Genomic DNA, 17251 nt, shown 5'->3' with positions numbered 1-17251 from the left:
GGAAAGTGGGAATTATGAAATATAAAAATAATGAAAAGCCTTTGAGAGTATATATTTTTTTTATTTTGTTGGTGGTATTTTTTGTAAATTACGATATGACTTACAATCATAATTTATTATATAGAAAAAGATTTGTTTCCCTTTTTACAGAAAAAAGTGATAAAAAATATTCTGTAGTAATAGATCCGGGTCACGGTGGTATTGATAAAGGGACAAACTATGAAGATTTATATGAAAAGGATATAAATCTAAAGATAGCCCTATATATGAAAGAATACTTTGAAGAAAAAGGATTTCAAGTATATATGACAAGAGAAGAAGATGTTTTATTACCTCTTAAGGAAATTGGAAATTTTGTTAATGAGAAAAAACCTGATGTTTTTGTTTCTGTCCATGTAAATTCCTTTAAGAAACCCGAATACGATGGAATAAGCGCTTTTTATCACTCGCCAGATGGATTTCAAAATGTGGAAAGAATTAAGTTAGCAGAAACAATACAAGAGGAAGTTAGTAAGGATGGCATTTGGTTTGATAGAGGAATAAAAGAACAGGACATTGCGGTTTTAAGATATAGTAAATATGTATGTTCTTTGGTAGAAGTGGGATTTATGACGAATAAAGAGGATAGAGTAAAACTACAAGATGAAAATATATTAAAAAATACAGGTGAAAACATTGCCAACGGCATAATAAAATACATAATGCTAAATAACTGAAAGAATTAATAAATTAATAAATTTTATTTTTGGTATAATATAATATAGAGCATTATTGATGAAAGGAATGTTGGAATTGTCTTATAAATTAATTTGTATTGATATGGATGGTACTTTATTAAATAAGGATAGTGAAGTTAGTAAAAGAAATATTGAAGCTATAAAAAAAGCAACAGATAAGGGTGTTCAAGTAGCAATAACAACGGGAAGAGTTTTCGTATCTGCCAATTATTATGCAGATGTTATAGGCGTGAAAACTCCTATAATCGCTTCTAACGGAGCTTATATAAGAGAAAGAGGAAGCGACAAAGTGATTTATAAAGGGCTTTTAGGGTTAGAAAATTGTCAAAAGGTCATAGAGATGGTAAATAAATATGGAGTATATCCTCACTTTAATACTTATGACACCATCTATACTGAAAAGCTCATATATTCTTCAAAATATTATTCAAAATCTAATGAGAGTCTTCCTAAAGAAAGGAGGATAAATATTGAAGTAACTTCTAATTGGTATGAAACATTTCTAAATAATTCAGATAAAATATTAAAATGTATAATCGTAGATGATGATTTGGAAAAACTAAGACTACTTAAAGAAGAACTAAGAAAAGATAAGGACCTAGAGGTAGTTAGCTCTTTTAAAAATAATGTAGAAGTAATGAAAAAGGGCGTATCAAAAGGAAATGCTGTAGAAATGCTTGCAAAGCATTATAATATAAAAATGGATGAAGTAATTTGTATTGGAGATAGTGAAAATGATCTTTCAATGATTAAAGTTGCAGGATTGGGTGTTGCTATGGGAAATGGAGATGAAATAGTAAAAAATCATGCAGATTATATTACAGATTCAAACAATGAAGATGGAGTAGCTAAGGTAATTGAAAAATTTGTTTTATAAAAATATATAAGAATAAACATACTAATGCCTAAGAGGTGATTAAAATGTTTAACCCTAAAAGAGTTATATTTGAGGAAAAGGCCCTAGATTATAAAATAGGGAAAGATTTATTTGACAGATTTAAAGATGAAGATGTAGAAATATTATACTCAAAGAGTGGAAGGATAACTGGTATTCCAGGAAAAGATACTTCTCAAATGTATGGTGAAGGAAAAAATACCTTAGTTGTTGGTATAAGAAAAAGCTTAAAGTTTCAATCTTGTAAGCCATCAGCTCATTATCAACTGCCTATTGTCAGCGGCTGTACAGGGATGTGTGAATATTGTTACTTAAATACTCAAATGGGTAAAAGACCTTACATAAAAATACATGTAAACATAGATGATATATTAAATATAGCAGAAGGATATATTGAAGAGAGAAAGCCTGAGGTTACTATTTTTGAAGGATCAGCTACTTCTGATCCAATACCTGTAGAGAAATATAGTGGTGCATTAAAAAAAACTATAGAATTGTTTGGAGCAAATGATTATGCACTATTTAGATTCGTTACTAAGTATACAGATGTAGATGATTTGTTAAATTTAAAACACAATGGAAAAACCATTATCAGATTTAGTTTAAATAGTGAAACAATAATAAATAGATATGAACATAGAACTCCTTCATTAGAAGATAGATTAATTGCAGCAAGAAAAATAGGTGAGAGTGGATATCCATTAGGCTTTATTATTGCTCCAGTTTTTTTATATGAAGGTTGGAAAAAAGATTATTTAGAATTAATGAATAAGATTTATTATAATTTTAAAGGCTTAGAGCTAAAATTTGAAGTGATTTCTCATAGGTTTACAAAAAAAGCAAAAGAAAATATACTTAATATATATCCAAATACAGCTCTACCTATGGAGGAGGATTTGAGAAAATTTAAATTTGGTCAGTTTGGTTATGGAAAATATATTTATAAAGATGAAGATTTAAAGGATATGAAAGAGTTTTTCAAAAATAATCTTACAGATTTATTCGGTGAACACAGTATAAACTATATAATTTAGCATGCTTTACTATTTATTAATTATAGAGTAATATATGATATATATTTACCATGGCTTTAACATACGAGGGGGAATATAATTGTTTTTAAATATAGTATTATTTCAACCAGAAATTCCGCAAAATACAGGTAATATAGCTAGAACTTGTGTACTTACTAATTGTAAGCTTCATCTAATTGAACCCTTAGGATTTAATTTAGACGAAAAGCATTTAAAGAGAGCAGGTTTGGATTACTGGCCATATCTAGATTTGGAAATTCATAAGACTTACGAAGATTTAAGAGATAAATATAAAGATGGAAAGTTTTATTTTTCCACAACTCACGGAAGCAATTTCCATAGCGATGTAAAGTATAAAGAAGGGGATTTTATTGTATTTGGAAGGGAGTCTTCAGGGTTACCGGATTATATAAGAAATAATGAATTAGAGAATTGTATAAGAGTTCCTATGATCAATACAACTACTAGATCATTAAATCTTTCAAACACTGTGTCTATAGTAACTTATGAAGCCTTAAGACAAATGAATTTTCCAAATATGAAGTAGGAGGGTTTTAGCAATGGAGAAGATAAAAATAATAACGGATAGCACGTCAGATTTACCTAAGAGTATAATTGACAAATATGATATAGAAGTCCTTCCCTTATATGTGAATTTTGGAGAGGAAACTTATATTGATGGAGTAGATATAAACCTTCATGAACTATTGAAGAGAATGGATAATTCAGATATATTTCCTACTACATCACAGTTTAACCCTCAAAAGTTTATGGAATGTTATAAAAAATATTTAGATGAAGGATATAAAATAGTTTCATTACATATTTCTTCAAAGATGAGTGGAACCTATCAATCGGCGTGTATAGCTAGAGACATGCTTGAGAGTGACTCTATATATGTAATAGATTCTCAAAAGGTTACAGCAACTTTTGGTGCCATAGTAATTAAAGCAGCAAAATTAAAAGAAGAAGGATTAAGTGCAGAAGAGATTCATAATGAAATATTAAGAATAATACCACACGTAAAGTGTGCCTTTGCCTTTGATTCTTTAGATAATTTAGTTAAAGGTGGAAGATTATCTAAAACAGCAGGGGTTATAGGTAGTATACTGGGCATAAAACCAATACTTGGAATGATAGATGGAGAAATGGCAGTAATAGACAAGGTAAGAGGGAGCAAGAAAGCCATAAGATATATATTAGATTATATTGACAAAAATGGCATAAAGAAAGATGAAACTGCCATACTTTTGCATGTGGAAAATGAGGATATTTTAGATGTTTTAAGAGAAAATTTGAGGGAAAAACAAGTGGAGTTTATAGAATGTGAAGTTGGATGTGTTGTTGGTGTGCATGCAGGAAGAGGAGCTTGTGGAGTAGCTTTTATAGGAAACAATTAACTCATATAACTTATAAAATTAAGAAATTAATAAAAATAATTTTAATAGAATTCAAAAAAATATTATTCATTGTTAAAACTGCTAATAAGTGGTAAAATAGTAGCACGGGTTTCCATTTGGCAGAAGGAAATTATTAAAAAATGTAGAATAATAACTATGACGTTCAAAATTTTAATATATATTTTTTTAGGAGGGGTATTAAAAATGAATAAAAAAAGATTAGTGTCCTTGCTTACAGCAGCGTTAATGTCAGTTACATTATTCGCAGGCTGTGGTGGCGGAGAAAAGAAACCTGCTGGAGAGGGTAAAGAACCAGCTGCACAGGCTATAAAAGTTGGTCTTGTTACAGACCAAGGTGGAGTTAATGATGGTTCTTTCAACCAATCAGCTCATGTAGGAATTGAAACAGCAGCTAAGGATTTAGGAATTGAACAAATAAATCCAATAGAATCAAAACAGCCTGAACAATATGAACCAAACCTAAAGACTATGGCTGGAGCAGCTGACTTAATCGTAGGTTGTGGATTTATGATGGAGCAGTCCATGTTAAACGTTTCAAAGCAAATGGCAGATAAGAAGTTTTTAATAGTTGATGCTGTAGTAAATACTCCAAATACACTATCAATAACTTTTAAAGAAGAAGAAGGTTCCTTCCTTGCTGGAGTTATAGCAGGAAAAATGACTAAAACTAACAAAGTTGGTTTTATAGGTGGTATGGAAGGAGAAGTTATAAACAGATTTGAATCTGGATTTATAGCTGGAGTTATGTCTGTTAATCCAGAAGCAGGAAAACTATTAATGCCTGTGAATGAAGAGACACCAGGAAAAAATGTTAGGTATGTTGGGTCTTTTGATGACCAAGGAAAAGGTTATGACGCAGCTAAAGTTCTTTATGGAGATGGCTGTGATATAGTATTCCATGCAGCAGGTGGAGCTGGATTAGGACTATTTAAGGCTGCAAAAGATATGAATAAGTTTGCTATAGGTGTTGACTCTGACCAAGCAGCAGATCCAACATTAGCTGAGTATAAGGATACAATACTTGTTTCCATGGAAAAGAAAGTAGGAGACTCTGTTATCGATACAATAAAGTTAATACAAGATAACAACTTTAAAGGTGGAGAACATATAGTACTTGGTATAAAAGAAGATAGAGTTGGATTAGCACCAACAATAAATGAAAAAGTTACTAAAGATTCATTAGAATTATCTGATAAGTATAAAGAAGCTATAAAAGAAGGAAAGTTTCAGGTGCCAGGAACAAGAAAAGAGCTTAAAGAATTTAAAGCTCCTCAGATTTAGTTAATTATGAGGCTAGGTGCTTATGCATCTAGCCTTTTTTATAAAAATACAATAATTATAAGGAAGGGGGACCAAAATGGAAAAAGTTGTGGAAATGAAGGGAATAACAAAGGTGTTCCCTGGTACAGTAGCTAATGACAATGTGGATTTTACCTTAGAAAAGGGAGAAATCCATGTACTTTTAGGAGAAAATGGAGCAGGTAAAACTACATTAATGAATGTATTATATGGTCTTTACCAGCCAGAAACGGGCGAAATATATGTAAATGATAAAAAAGTTGAAATTAAAAGTCCTAAGGATGCTATAAACCTTGGTATAGGAATGGTACACCAACACTTTATGCTTGTACATAATTTTAGCGTGGCAGAAAATATGGTCCTAGGTCAAGAACCTAAAAAGGGATCCATGAGTATAAACATGGAAAAAGCTAAAAAAGATACTAAGGAACTTGCAGATAAATACGGTTTTAATATAGATCCAGAAGCAATAATTGAAGATATCACAGTAGGGCAACAACAAAAGGTTGAGATTTTAAAAGCTCTTTATAGAGGAGCAGAAATACTAATTCTAGATGAGCCAACAGCGGTATTGACACCGCAAGAAATCATTGAATTGGGTGCTATACTAAAAAATTTGGTTAAAGAAGGAAAGTCAATTATATTGATTACTCATAAATTAAAGGAAGTTATGAGTATGAGTGATAGAGTTACAATAATAAGAAGAGGAAAATATATAGATACAGTAAAAACAAAAGATACTAATATAGATGGCCTTGCAGAAATGATGGTAGGAAGAAAGGTCAATTTGGTAGTAGAAAAGAATAAGCCTAAAATAGGCGATGGAATTTTAAAAGTAGAGAACTTAAAGGCTTTAGATCATAGAGGATTACCAGCCTTAAAAGGTGTAAACTTTGAACTAAGAGCTGGAGAAATCTTAGGAATTGCAGGAGTAGATGGAAATGGTCAGACAGAGCTTATTGAAACCATAGTAGGATTAAGAAAAGCAACAGAAGGTAAAGTTTATTTAAAAGGTGAAGATATTACACAAAAAACTACAAGAGAGATTATTGAAGCGGGTATAGGGCATATTCCTGAAGATAGGCATAAGAGGGGACTTGTACTTAAATACTCACTTTTAGAGAACTCTGTTTTAGGAATTCACTATAGGGAACCTTATTCAAAAGGAATTATAATGAATTATAAAAAAATAAGAGAACATGTAAATACTTTAATTAAAAATTTCGACGTAAGAACCCCAAATGAGGATGTAGGGGCTTCGGCATTATCAGGAGGTAACCAACAAAAACTAATTGTAGCTAGGGAAATTGAGAAAGATCCAGAGATGATAATTGCTGCACAACCTACAAGAGGATTGGACGTAGGAGCTATTGAATATATACATAAAAGACTAATTAAAGAAAGAGATAATGGCAGAGGGGTGCTTTTGGTTTCCTTGGAGTTGGATGAAGTTATGGCATTATCAGATAGAATAGCAGTAATATATGATGGTGAAATTGTAGATGTATTAAATGTAAAGGACGCTACAGAGCAAAAACTTGGTATACTTATGGCAGGAGGAACTTTACATAAGGATGCAGAAGGAGGTAAGAAGAATGAATAAGGAAAAGGGAAATTATATTAGGAAATTTGGATTTTTAAGAAATTTTTCTATATCTCTAATATCTATAGCAATAGCTTTATTTATTTCTGTGTTTTTTGTAATGTGGGCTAAGGATTATGGATTTATTGCTTCTGTAAAATTATTGTTTACATCTATATGGAAAGGAAGCTTTGGCACAAAAGTAAATTTAGTAGAGACTTTAGTGTTTGCAACTCCATTAATTTTCACAGGGCTTGCACATTCGGTAGCTTTTAAAACAGGGCTTTTTAATATAGGAGTAGAAGGACAATTTATAATGGGTGGTACAGTATCAACTTTAATTGCACTTATACCTGGTATACCATCTCCAATTCATATAATAATTACATTGTTAGGGGGAATAGTGGCAGGAGTTATTTGGGGAGGAATTCCTGGATACTTAAAGGCTAAAATAGGAACAAACGAAGTTGTTAATACTATTATGATGAACTTTATTGCTCTGCACTTAACAAATTATTTGGTTATGGGACCATTTCATAAACCAAATTCAGCAAGCACTCCTTTAATTCAAAATTCTGCTACATTATATAGATTTTTAGGGCAGAGTAATAGATTAAATGTAGGAATATTTATAGGGTTGGCCCTTGTAGCAGTAGTATATATATTACTCTGGAAAACTACAATAGGATATGAAATTAGAGCTGTAGGGTTTAGTCCTTCTTCAGCAGAGTATGGTGGTATTAGCATAAAGAAAAATATAATACTAGCTATGGGTATTTCAGGAGCACTTGCGGGTATTGGGGGAGCCGTTCACATTATGGGAGTTCAGCATCAAGCCATACAGTTAGGTGGATTTACTGGTTTTGGTATGGATGGAATAGCAGTGGCTTTAGTCGCTAAGAGCAACCCCGTTGGTGTAATATTCTCTGCGATTTTATTTGCTGCATTAAATTATAGCTCAGGTACATTAATGCTTTATGGTATACCTAAAACTATAGTTTATTTAATTCAGGGTATAATAATTTTATTTATAGCAGGAGAATACTTATTTAGAAAAATAGCAGATAGAAGAAAAAAGGGGGCTTTAATAAATGAATAGCTCAGTGTATATGGCTTTAGTAACTATTATAGCAGCTACATTAAGGTCAGCAACGCCTTTGATATTTGCAGCATTAGGTGGAGTGTTTTCTGAAAAATCAGGAGTAGTAAATATAGCCCTTGAAGGTATTATGACTACAGGAGCATTTTTTGCAGTACTTGGTTCAGAACTTACAGGGAATCCATGGATAGGAGTATTATTTGCTATTGTAGCTGGTATGATTATGTCATTAATACATGCTTATTTAAGTATTAACCTAAAGGCAGATCAAGTTGTATCTGGTGTTGGTATAAACGTATTTTCAGCAGCATTAACTAGTTACTTAATAGTTAAGTTCTTTAAAACAAATTCACAAACCAATGTAGTAAAATCTATTCCATATCCTTCTCAGGCTATGGGAAAAATTCCAGTAATAGGTCCAATTTTAGCTGAATTGAATTGGTTTGTTTTTATAGCCTTTATTTTGGTGTTTGTATCCCATTATGTTTTATATAAAACACCCTTAGGTTTAAGAATAAGATCCGTAGGAGAACACCCAAAGGCTGCGGATACTTTAGGAATAAATGTATATAAAATTCGATATCTTTGTGTATTGTTGTCAGGAGTATTAGGAGCTTTAGGAGGAGCAACTCTTTCCATAGGTGTTATGAATCTTTATAGAGAAAACATGGTAAGTGGAAGAGGGTATATAGCACTAGCCGCTATGATATTCGGTAACTGGAAACCTATTAATGCTATGTGGGCATCCATGCTCTTCGCATTTGCAGAAATATTTCAGCTCTTTGCTAAGGGCTTTGGATGGGCTATTCCAGGTGAATTTTATTTTGCGTTCCCCTATATACTTACAATGTTTATATTGGCAGGTTTTGTTGGTAAAACACAAGCTCCTGCTGCAGATGGAGTACCTTACGACAAGAATAGTAGATAAAAAATACAGGGCTAGGAGTAAAGTTCTAGCTCTATTCTTTTATTTATGCCATCTAGATTTATTTCTTTAACTAAGCTTTTTACTAACTTCCTTTGAGAATCTATATCTGTGCAGCTGTCGAATAGTTGTTTGAAATTTTTCAGATGCTCCCTAACAAATTCTTTATTATAATTCGAGACATCATTAAGCAGATTATTTCTTTCAATTTCACTTATGTTTCTTTCAATATCCTCAGCTTCGATTTTGAGCTCTTTAATTTGTTCTAAGAAGATACTTTCAAGTTCTTCATCTAAAGACATTTTTAGTAGTAAATTCTTTATTTGTTTTCTTTTCTTTTCTAAATCTAATTTAAGAGCAGAAGTGTCTATTGTATTATTTTTTACATCTATATCACTAATCTCATAATTTAAAAGTTTATCTAATACGGTTTCTTCTACATCATTAATTTTAAGCATTTGATTTATACACTCTACGATTCCAGTATCTTTTTTCCCGCAAGCAAAATATTTGTACATTTTACCACTAGAATTTTTCTTTTGCTTGGTACGCATATATCCTCCACAATAAGAACATCTGCATATACCATTTAGAAATGTGACTTCACCAGTGCCTCTCCTTCCTTTATTACTATTACTTTCAAGTATATTTTGAATTTTTATATACTGTGATCCACTGATTATCCCCGCATGTTTTCCCACTGAAACAATCCATTCAGACTCATCTCTAAATTCTACACCTTCATCTTGAGTTTTATCTGTTTTGCCATAAGAAGTAAGTCCATTGCCATCCATTTCCTTGCATGGAGTTATGTTTCTGCTTTCTAAATATCTAAGTATGTCTATATCAGATTTAGTGTAGACTAAATTGCTTAGGATTCTCTTAATGCTAGTAGGCTGTTTGTTAATGTTGTATGTAGATTTGAGCCACTTTGATGTCGCAGACAGACTTTCAGTATCTAAGTATTTTTCAAATATTTGTTTAGCTACCTCAATTGTATTTTCATCTTCCATAAGATATTTCTTTCTATCTATAATTGTTGTAGAATACCCAAAAGGCACAATACCACCAGTCCATTGACCATCCTTTGCCATTTCATTCATGTTTGCAGATACTCTTTGAGAAATGTTTTTCCTCTCCATTTCGGCTACTGCGGCTAACATTGTCATCATAAGTTTTCCAGCCGGAGTAGATGGGTCAAATCCTTCTGTGACAGATATAATGGTAACGCCTAACTTTTCCATTTCATTGTGAAACTCCAAAAATTCCAAAGCATTTCTCGCTACTCTGTCAAGTTTCCAAAATACTATAACTTTATAATAGCCTTTTCGTGCTAATTTCATCATTTTATTAAAGTCTGGTCTATTCATGTTTCTACCACTGTAATCATCATCAAAGTATTCATCTATCAGAGGATTTTTATAAGACATTTCCGTGTACCTGCGACATATAGCCAATTGGTTTTTTATACTTTCACCAGTTTCTTTTTCTTCACTTCTTCGTGCATAATTCGCAACTCTTATCATATGCAACTCTCCTTTTTAGACTTTAGTTTATATTAAAACTAAAGAAGCAATTTTATTTTTGCTTCTTTAGAGCTAGTATATGTTTTAAATCAGCCTTAAGAGCAGTCTTAAGAACTTCATCTACTGCAGAGCTAAAATCCTCCTCATCATTTATCATATTTAATTCAATAAGCTGATAGACAGCTTTTTTAAACATTTTGAAATCCTCTCTTTTTTCCAAGAAATCTTTTTCAGTTTCTACGCCGTACAACCAATATTCATCGGGCTTACCACTAAGTAGAAAAAGTCTATCTAAAACTTTCTTTGATGGTGTTCGTTTACCATTCTCTAACATATTATATAACTGTTCGCTAATTTCTAGATTTTCAGCCATCTCTCGCTTTGTATCGATACCAAGGCTAAGTCTATATTCCAATAGTCTTTTACTAAAATCATTATTCACGTGTAATACCTCCCAGTGTTCTTACTAATACATATTATATAACATATTTGTTAAATAAGAAAGGGTTTTTTATAAAAAAGTTTAACAAATATGTTAAGTTAGTAAAAGTAAGATAATGGATGTAAAATGAATTAAATAGGACATATTTTATAATAATGATTATTTATAAGGTTTTACAGTTTAACAAATTTGTGTAATAATTAATCTAACGAAAGGGGGTGTACGGTTTTGACGCTTAAAGAGATAAGACTGAAAAGTGGGATAAAGGTAAAAAAGATTGCCGACTGTTTAGGGGTAAGTAGGACGCATTATTACAACCTAGAAAACGGCACAACTGAAATGAATTTAGAAAAGGAAGAGAAACTTTCTAAACTGTTTGGTATAAGCATAGTAGTCCTAAGAAAAGCCATGGAGGTGAACACAAATGAATGAGATTCTAGAATTAGAGAAACTAACATTAATAAAACTTGACGACCTAATTAAAAACTTAGAGCAAAAGAGGCGTGAAGGGAATGAGGACAATGCTCCTAGAATGTGTGATTAAAGGAGAATTAGATTCTGAAAAAGCTAAGCAAATTTTAGGGAGGGTTGCAAGCGAATTAATCAGAGATGGAAAGATAGATTTTTCTAAATTAGTTGAAAAGGAGGGTACGCATGAACAATCTAACAATTTTAACCAATGAGCTTATACCAGTTTACAGAAATGAAAAAGGACATAAATTAGTAAATGCTAGAGAACTTCATGAATGGCTAGAAAGTGGACAAGACTTTAGCACATGGATTAAAAGTAGAATTACACAATATGGTTTTGTAGAAGGTATAGACTTTACCTCGTTCCATAATATTGTGGAACGAGAAATAGGAGCTACAAAGAGGATAGAGTACATAATTACTTTGGCTATGGCAAAAGAACTTTCAATGATAGAAAGAACAGAAAAAGGGAAGCAAGCTAGACAATACTTCATAAAGTGCGAAGAAAAGTTAAAAGAAGTAATTGCAGATACTTCACAGCTAAGTCCAGAGCTTCAAATGTTCAATAGCCTATTTAAAGCATTAGCTAAAAATGAGTTAGAGCAAAGGAGATTAACCGCAGCAGTACAAGAAACCAAAGAAGAAGTCCAAGCTATAAAAGATATTATAGTTTTAAATCCAAAGGCAGCATGGAGAAGGGAATGTAACAGGATATTAAACGCCATAGGAATGAAAACAGGGAATTATAAATTGCATAAGGATGAAGTTTACAAGGCGTTGAAAGAAAGAGGAAGCTGTAGACCTAATGTACTAGTAAACAACCTTAAAAAGAGGGCAGAAGCTAATGGAATGGCTCCAAGTAAGGTAGAGAAGTTAAACATTTTAGATGTACTTGAGAATGAGCCAAGGCTCAAGGAAGTTTATGTAGCCATAGTAAAAGATATGGCTATAAAGAATGGTGTAAGGATATAAGGCATAAAGCCTTAATTAAAAAACTTTTATTAGCAACTTAGGTAAAGACTTCCCCAGTATATGTATACTCTTGAAAATTAAAAATATAACCAAGGAGTGAGGCAAATGAGTAAAAATTTTAGAGAAGGACATAAGTATGTGTTTACAAAGAAGAAGTTTGTATAAAGTGAAGGGAAGGAAGATTTAAAGTTTCCGGGGATGAAACAGTGGGTCAATGAATGTAATGGTAGCGAAGTGAAAATTGAAGATAGCTATAGTGGAGTTGTAGGAATCTATAATGTGTTCCCCGATTGGTGCAAGTGCATAGGTAAGGAGGATTAACCATGTTAAGAAAATCCTTAGAATCTAAAGGGATAACTTTAACCGATGAAGAGTTCAGCACAGTTATGCAGATGGCTACAGATGATATTAAATTTAACAACATAGGTTTTAACAGAAAGACTAGTTTAAATGACATTGCAACTATTGCGGAAATATCAGCGAGGACATTAAAAAGGTGTGACTTAGATGGTTCAGAGATTTATGACAGCAGTGGACAAACTGTAGCAAACCTAGAGGACTTGGTTTTAGAAGAAATAGAACAAATATTGGAGGGCGAGAAAAGTGGAGAGAGTTGAGGATCATATGGGCTTAGTTAATTGGATAGCTAGTAAGTACTATAAAGTTTACAAAGAGAGGTATGAGTATGATGATTTAGTACAAGTTGCTTGTATAGGTCTTTGTAAAGCTATAAAAGGATTTAAACCAGAGTTGGGATATGAATTTACCACTTATGCAGTACCTAAAATAAAAGGGCAAGTAGCTATGCTTATACGAGATGATAGATATTACCCTATACACAAGAAACAAAGATTTAATCCGAGTTCAGCATTTATAAGTTTAAATCAAATGGTTTCCGATGAAGGTTCAATAGAATTTATAGACACTATAAAGGACAGAGGTTCGCTAGATAATGCTTTTGAAAGAATAGATTTAGAAGATGTATTAAGTAAATTGCCATCTTTGGAAAGAAAGGTTATACACCTTTACTATTTTGAGGATCTTACACAGGCTGAAATAGGTAAGTTACTTGGAATGACCCAAGCTAACGTATCAAGGGTCATAATACGTGCATTGGAAAAATTAAGAAGATATTTGGCATAAAAAAAGACCCTTTGCAGAGGGTCAATAACAAAAAATACGTTAATAACAGTTTATAAGAAAATGGAGGATTTGTAAAGTGAATAAAGCACTAGAAATATTAATCGAAAGCATAAATGCACAACTAGCAATATTAAATGCTAATGATTTTAAAATTCATGATGAAGAAAATCCAGAGTGGATTATAAAAGAGATTTATTATAACCAGGATGATGATAACCTTTATTTTAAATGCCAGGAGGATAAGTAATGGAAAATAAAATAAACATATATGAGAATCAAGCTCCAGAAGCTAAAAAGACAACCACAGAAATGATGGTTAGCAGACAAGCACAAGAAGTTCAAGCTGCTATGGTTATAGCTAAAAAATTCCCAAGGGATGAAATAGAAGCTTTTAATAAAATACTTAGAGCCTGCCAAAGAAAGAGTTTAGCAGAGCAATCCATGTATGAATACCCAAGAGGTGGAACTAAGGTTACAGGGCCATCTATAAGACTTGCAGAAGCTCTAGCTCAAAATTGGGGTAACTTAGATTATGGAATTATAGAGTTAGAGCAAAAGAACGGTGAGAGCCAAGTAATGGCATATGCTTGGGATTTAGAAACTAATACTAGACAAACTAAAATATTTAATGTTCCTCATATTAGGTCTACAAGGCAAGGAAACAAGACTTTAACCGACCCTAGAGATATATATGAAATGGTAGCTAATCAAGGAGCTAGAAGACTAAGAGCTTGTATTCTAGGGGTAATACCAGGGGATGTAATAGATAGTGCAATAGAACAGTGCGAAGTAACCCTTAAGAGCAATAATACAGAACCTTTAATAGATAGAGTTAGGAAGATGGTAAAAGCCTTTGAAGATAAGTTTAGTGTTACTAAAGAAATGATTGAGGAGTTTCTTGGATGCTCTAGTGAAGCATTTAGTGAAAATGACTTTATAAGACTTAGGAAAGTATATGGATCACTTAAAGATGGTATGGCTAATAGAGAAGATTATTTTAAAATAAAACCTGCTGAAAAGTCAGCTTTTGAGACAGTTAAAGAAGAAACGGAAGAAGATATGTTTAAAGGCAGCCCATTCGAAGGAAGTGAAAACTAGTGGAACTTAATAAGCACAATTACTTTAGCTTAGAAGCAGATAAGGAATATTTTTCAGTATCACAATTTAAAGCTTTTAGAGAATGTGAAGCTAAGACTATGTCCAAGCTCAACGGAGAATGGATAGACGGAGAGAATGAAGCTTTCTTATTAGGCTCTTATGTACACGCATGGAACGAAGGAACTTTAGAAGAATTTAAGGATAGTCACCCCGAAATGTATTCCAGTAAAGGTGCTACAAAAGGGCAGTTAAAATCTAATTTTCTAATAGGTAATAAGATGATTAAAACTTTAGCTAATGATCCATTAATAACTAAAGTTAGGCAAGGGGAAAAAGAAGTAATTATGACAGCCAATCTCTTTGGAGCACTATGGAAAATAATGATTGATATATATAATCCAGTAATGAAAGTATTTGTAGATTTAAAGACCTGCAGAGAGATAAGAAAAAAATATTGGAATGAAACTTTAAGTATTAAACAAAACTTTGTTGAGTACTATGATTACTTATTACAGATGGCAGTATATGCGGAAGTTATAGGGCTAAATACAGGAGAAGTGGATTATTACCAACCACACATTATAGCAGTATCGAAAGAAGCTGAACCCGATAAAGAGATAATTTTAATAGGAACCGATTTTATAAAGGATAAGCTCCTTGAAGTTGAATCTAGAATGGATAGATTTATAAAAGTTAAGAATGGACTAGAAAAACCAACTAGATGTGAAAAATGCGACTACTGCAGAAGCACAAAACAATTAAATAGAATTATTCATTATACAGATTTATAAGGAGGGTTACCTATGATTAAGCAAATAGGGTTTGAATATAAAGGTCTTAAGTTACAGGAATTTGACGTTGATTATAGCAGCCAAGAATACACCATAGAAACAAATGACATGAAAATAACTTTAGATAAATTTCATTTTGAGGAACTTAGGACTAAGTTAAATAGTTTGCATGAAGAAGTGAATTAAGGAGAGATAACATATGCAAGAGCCAAAGATAAAAGGAGGGTACATCCTCCTTTCAAGGAGGCTAATTGAAAGTGAGATATTTGAAAAACCTCCTCTTTATCTTAAGGTTTGGGTATATCTACTTTCAAGAGCGCAACATAAGGAATTTAAAGATTTAAAAGCAGGAGAATTATGGACAAAGATTCCAGAGATACAAGAAGCCTGTAGTTGGTATGTTGGATATAGAAAAGTTACTCCTACATACAAGGAAGTGTATGCAGTTATAGACTGGCTAAGGAGTCCCCACGAAAGGATATGCGAAAGAACTACGAACGGGAATACGAAAGGGAACATGATAGGAACCACGAAGGGAACACAGGGTATGCTCGTAAACATAGAGAACTACGGCTTTTACCAAGACCCCAAAAACTACGAAAGTAACTCCGAAGGTAACACCGAAAGAACTACGAAAGAACCACGAACGGAATTTGAAGGGAACAATATAAACAAGAATGATAAAGAATGTAACAAGAATGAACAAGAATGTAATATATATGACCCGACAAATGAAGCTTTGGAACTATGTAAATATTACTCTAGTTTAAAACCATCATCAACTATAACTCAACATCTTCCAACTTTAAAAATATGGATTAATGATTATGGTTTTAACTGGACCAAAGAAGCTATGGAGAAATGTTTAAAGAATAAGAATAGATTTATACAGCCATATATAGAAACGTTGCTTAAGAACTGGCAGAGAGACGGAAAGGAGGAGCATAGTGGACACTCTAGAGCAAATAATTCAAAGGATGAAGGAAAATATACAGGATTCAAGCCAGCACCACCAAAAGTTGCAGACGATATCGACACCACAGGACTTATATAAGTGTGATGTTTGCAGAGATACTGGATATTTAATAAAACAAGAAGAAGGCAGCCAACCAATTATGCAAAGGTGTAAATGCCAAGAAATAGAGATAGCTAAAAGGCAATGGAAGAGTGCGGGATTGAACCCAGATAAATCTAAACAAACATTTGCCAACTTTGAAACTTGGAATAATAGCTCCAAACTGGCAAAGCAAACCGCAATTACTTATCTTAAAAACTACACAGATATTAAAGACACTAGAAAGAACTCCATAATGCTTTGTGGACAAGTTGGGAGTGGCAAGACACATCTTAGTATAGCATTAGCATTAAACTTCATACAGAAGGGGATTAGAGTGGTTTATATGCCATACAGGGATGTAATTACAGAGATAAAACAAAACATGCTGGATGAAGAATTTTACAAGAAGCAAATAAGTAAATTCCAAACCGTAGAAGTTCTATTAATAGATGATCTATTCAAGGGGAAGGTTACAGAATCAGACATAAACATAATGTTTGAGATTATAAACCACAGATACCTTAACTATCTTCCAATAATAGTTTCTACAGAGTTTACTATGGAGAGGATGTTAAATTTTGATGAAGCAGTAGGAAGTAGAATTTATGAAATGTGTAAAGATTATACGGTTCAGATAGAGGGCAAAGAGAATAATTATAGATTAAAGTAACGAAAAGGAGAGGGAAATATGAAAAATATAAACAAAGAAAAGTATGAAATGTTTAAAAGAGGTGAATGTGTTATAAGTTTCGACACTAA

At 32.4% G+C, this 17251-nt stretch carries 23 protein-coding genes; 21 read left to right on the top strand and 2 right to left on the bottom strand.

Annotation, left to right across the window (positions count from 1 at the left end):
- The first annotated feature begins 14 nt into the window (after positions 1-14).
- From RYO54_RS16015 to RYO54_RS15975, 9 genes are all read left to right on the top strand, one after another.
- Complete coding sequence (locus RYO54_RS16015; protein WP_315120985.1) at positions 15-716, top strand: N-acetylmuramoyl-L-alanine amidase; 702 nt, start codon at positions 15-17, stop codon at positions 714-716.
- 76 nt (positions 717-792) lie between these two features.
- Complete coding sequence (locus RYO54_RS16010) at positions 793-1614, top strand: Cof-type HAD-IIB family hydrolase (protein WP_315121079.1); 822 nt, start codon at positions 793-795, stop codon at positions 1612-1614.
- A 44-nt stretch (positions 1615-1658) separates the two neighbouring features.
- Positions 1659-2666 carry a spore photoproduct lyase gene (gene splB / locus RYO54_RS16005; protein ID WP_399549618.1) on the top strand — a complete coding sequence of 336 codons (1008 nt, stop codon included), beginning with the start codon at positions 1659-1661 and terminating at the stop codon, positions 2664-2666.
- A 79-nt stretch (positions 2667-2745) separates the two neighbouring features.
- A complete protein-coding gene (gene trmL, locus RYO54_RS16000) occupies positions 2746-3213 on the top strand; it encodes a tRNA (uridine(34)/cytosine(34)/5-carboxymethylaminomethyluridine(34)-2'-O)-methyltransferase TrmL (protein ID WP_315120982.1) in 468 nt (155 codons plus the stop codon).
- A gap of 13 nt (positions 3214-3226) precedes the next feature.
- Positions 3227-4066 (top strand): DegV family protein, encoded by an 840-nt coding sequence (locus RYO54_RS15995; protein WP_315120979.1) that lies wholly within the window; start codon positions 3227-3229, stop codon positions 4064-4066.
- A 204-nt stretch (positions 4067-4270) separates the two neighbouring features.
- A complete protein-coding gene (locus RYO54_RS15990) occupies positions 4271-5368 on the top strand; it encodes a BMP family ABC transporter substrate-binding protein (RefSeq protein ID WP_315120978.1) in 1098 nt (365 codons plus the stop codon).
- Positions 5369-5444: 76 nt separating this feature from the next.
- Positions 5445-6989 carry an ABC transporter ATP-binding protein gene (locus RYO54_RS15985; RefSeq protein WP_315120976.1) on the top strand — a complete coding sequence of 515 codons (1545 nt, stop codon included), beginning with the start codon at positions 5445-5447 and terminating at the stop codon, positions 6987-6989.
- A complete protein-coding gene (locus RYO54_RS15980) occupies positions 6982-8067 on the top strand; it encodes an ABC transporter permease (protein ID WP_315120974.1) in 1086 nt (361 codons plus the stop codon). The genes RYO54_RS15985 and RYO54_RS15980 overlap by 8 nt, the downstream gene beginning before the upstream one ends.
- Entirely contained in the window at positions 8060-8995 is a 936-nt protein-coding gene (locus RYO54_RS15975) for an ABC transporter permease (protein ID WP_315120973.1), read from the top strand. Before RYO54_RS15980 ends, RYO54_RS15975 begins: the two co-directional genes overlap by 8 nt.
- An 11-nt stretch (positions 8996-9006) precedes the next feature.
- Here the strand turns inward: RYO54_RS15975 and RYO54_RS15970 are convergent, their stop codons facing one another.
- Together RYO54_RS15970 and RYO54_RS15965 are read right to left on the bottom strand one after the other, a co-directional pair.
- On the bottom strand, positions 9007-10518 hold the full coding sequence (locus tag RYO54_RS15970) for a recombinase family protein (RefSeq protein ID WP_315120971.1): 1512 nt from the start codon (positions 10516-10518) through the stop codon (positions 9007-9009).
- 52 nt (positions 10519-10570) lie between these two features.
- Complete coding sequence (locus RYO54_RS15965; RefSeq protein WP_315120967.1) at positions 10571-10960, bottom strand: helix-turn-helix transcriptional regulator; 390 nt, start codon at positions 10958-10960, stop codon at positions 10571-10573.
- Between the two features lie 228 nt (positions 10961-11188).
- Here RYO54_RS15965 and RYO54_RS15960 point away from each other — a divergent pair, with 228 nt between their 5' ends.
- The 12 genes from RYO54_RS15960 (at position 11189) to RYO54_RS15905 (ending at position 17162) form a co-directional block, all read left to right on the top strand.
- Complete coding sequence (locus RYO54_RS15960; protein ID WP_315120964.1) at positions 11189-11392, top strand: helix-turn-helix transcriptional regulator; 204 nt, start codon at positions 11189-11191, stop codon at positions 11390-11392.
- Positions 11393-11496: 104 nt separating this feature from the next.
- Entirely contained in the window at positions 11497-11643 is a 147-nt protein-coding gene (locus RYO54_RS15955; protein ID WP_315120961.1) for a hypothetical protein, read from the top strand.
- Positions 11615-12403, top strand: a complete 789-nt coding sequence (locus tag RYO54_RS15950) for an antA/AntB antirepressor family protein (protein WP_315120959.1) — start codon at positions 11615-11617, stop codon at positions 12401-12403. Before RYO54_RS15955 ends, RYO54_RS15950 begins: the two co-directional genes overlap by 29 nt.
- Before the next feature lie 198 nt (positions 12404-12601).
- A complete protein-coding gene (locus tag RYO54_RS15945) occupies positions 12602-12724 on the top strand; it encodes a hypothetical protein (protein ID WP_315120957.1) in 123 nt (40 codons plus the stop codon).
- A 2-nt stretch (positions 12725-12726) separates the two neighbouring features.
- Positions 12727-13020 (top strand): hypothetical protein, encoded by a 294-nt coding sequence (locus RYO54_RS15940; protein ID WP_315120955.1) that lies wholly within the window; start codon positions 12727-12729, stop codon positions 13018-13020.
- Complete coding sequence (locus tag RYO54_RS15935) at positions 13007-13546, top strand: sigma-70 family RNA polymerase sigma factor (RefSeq protein WP_315120953.1); 540 nt, start codon at positions 13007-13009, stop codon at positions 13544-13546. Before RYO54_RS15940 ends, RYO54_RS15935 begins: the two co-directional genes overlap by 14 nt.
- A gap of 76 nt (positions 13547-13622) precedes the next feature.
- Positions 13623-13793: a hypothetical protein gene (locus tag RYO54_RS15930; protein ID WP_315120950.1), complete on the top strand. Its 171-nt coding sequence runs from the start codon at positions 13623-13625 to the stop codon at positions 13791-13793.
- A complete protein-coding gene (locus RYO54_RS15925; protein ID WP_315120947.1) occupies positions 13793-14644 on the top strand; it encodes a hypothetical protein in 852 nt (283 codons plus the stop codon). The genes RYO54_RS15930 and RYO54_RS15925 overlap by 1 nt, the downstream gene beginning before the upstream one ends.
- Positions 14644-15435, top strand: a complete 792-nt coding sequence (locus tag RYO54_RS15920) for a PD-(D/E)XK nuclease-like domain-containing protein (RefSeq protein WP_315120944.1) — start codon at positions 14644-14646, stop codon at positions 15433-15435. The genes RYO54_RS15925 and RYO54_RS15920 overlap by 1 nt, the downstream gene beginning before the upstream one ends.
- A 12-nt stretch (positions 15436-15447) precedes the next feature.
- Positions 15448-15621, top strand: a complete 174-nt coding sequence (locus RYO54_RS15915) for a hypothetical protein (RefSeq protein ID WP_315120941.1) — start codon at positions 15448-15450, stop codon at positions 15619-15621.
- Between the two features lie 13 nt (positions 15622-15634).
- A complete protein-coding gene (locus RYO54_RS15910) occupies positions 15635-16489 on the top strand; it encodes a hypothetical protein (protein ID WP_315120938.1) in 855 nt (284 codons plus the stop codon).
- Complete coding sequence (locus RYO54_RS15905; protein WP_315120935.1) at positions 16413-17162, top strand: ATP-binding protein; 750 nt, start codon at positions 16413-16415, stop codon at positions 17160-17162. Before RYO54_RS15910 ends, RYO54_RS15905 begins: the two co-directional genes overlap by 77 nt.
- The last annotated feature ends 89 nt before the right edge of the window (positions 17163-17251 follow it).

The organism is uncultured Clostridium sp. (assembly GCF_963515715.1).
Taxonomy (GTDB): Bacteria; Bacillota; Clostridia; order Clostridiales; family Clostridiaceae; genus Clostridium_AW.
Note: the sequence above shows the minus strand (reverse complement) of the source record. Positions and strands in the feature narration are given on the sequence as shown.

Excerpts from the sequence above, each read along its gene's own strand:
- RYO54_RS15945 (WP_315120957.1), top strand. The coding sequence starts at position 12,602 with ATGAAACAGTGGGTCAATGAATGTAATGGTAGCGAAGTGAAAATTGAA.
- RYO54_RS15925 (WP_315120947.1), top strand. The coding sequence starts at position 13,793 with ATGGAAAATAAAATAAACATATATGAGAATCAAGCTCCAGAAGCTAAA.
- RYO54_RS15940 (WP_315120955.1), top strand. The coding sequence starts at position 12,727 with ATGTTAAGAAAATCCTTAGAATCTAAAGGGATAACTTTAACCGATGAA.
- RYO54_RS15975 (WP_315120973.1), top strand. The coding sequence starts at position 8,060 with ATGAATAGCTCAGTGTATATGGCTTTAGTAACTATTATAGCAGCTACA.
- splB (WP_399549618.1), top strand. The coding sequence starts at position 1,659 with ATGTTTAACCCTAAAAGAGTTATATTTGAGGAAAAGGCCCTAGATTAT.
- RYO54_RS15980 (WP_315120974.1), top strand. The coding sequence starts at position 6,982 with ATGAATAAGGAAAAGGGAAATTATATTAGGAAATTTGGATTTTTAAGA.
- RYO54_RS16015 (WP_315120985.1), top strand. The coding sequence starts at position 15 with ATGAAATATAAAAATAATGAAAAGCCTTTGAGAGTATATATTTTTTTT.
- RYO54_RS15915 (WP_315120941.1), top strand. The coding sequence starts at position 15,448 with ATGATTAAGCAAATAGGGTTTGAATATAAAGGTCTTAAGTTACAGGAA.
- RYO54_RS15910 (WP_315120938.1), top strand. The coding sequence starts at position 15,635 with ATGCAAGAGCCAAAGATAAAAGGAGGGTACATCCTCCTTTCAAGGAGG.
- RYO54_RS15905 (WP_315120935.1), top strand. The coding sequence starts at position 16,413 with ATGAAGGAAAATATACAGGATTCAAGCCAGCACCACCAAAAGTTGCAG.
- RYO54_RS15995 (WP_315120979.1), top strand. The coding sequence starts at position 3,227 with ATGGAGAAGATAAAAATAATAACGGATAGCACGTCAGATTTACCTAAG.
- RYO54_RS15985 (WP_315120976.1), top strand. The coding sequence starts at position 5,445 with ATGGAAAAAGTTGTGGAAATGAAGGGAATAACAAAGGTGTTCCCTGGT.
- RYO54_RS15950 (WP_315120959.1), top strand. The coding sequence starts at position 11,615 with ATGAACAATCTAACAATTTTAACCAATGAGCTTATACCAGTTTACAGA.
- RYO54_RS15990 (WP_315120978.1), top strand. The coding sequence starts at position 4,271 with ATGAATAAAAAAAGATTAGTGTCCTTGCTTACAGCAGCGTTAATGTCA.
- RYO54_RS15970 (WP_315120971.1), bottom strand. The coding sequence starts at position 10,518 with ATGATAAGAGTTGCGAATTATGCACGAAGAAGTGAAGAAAAAGAAACT.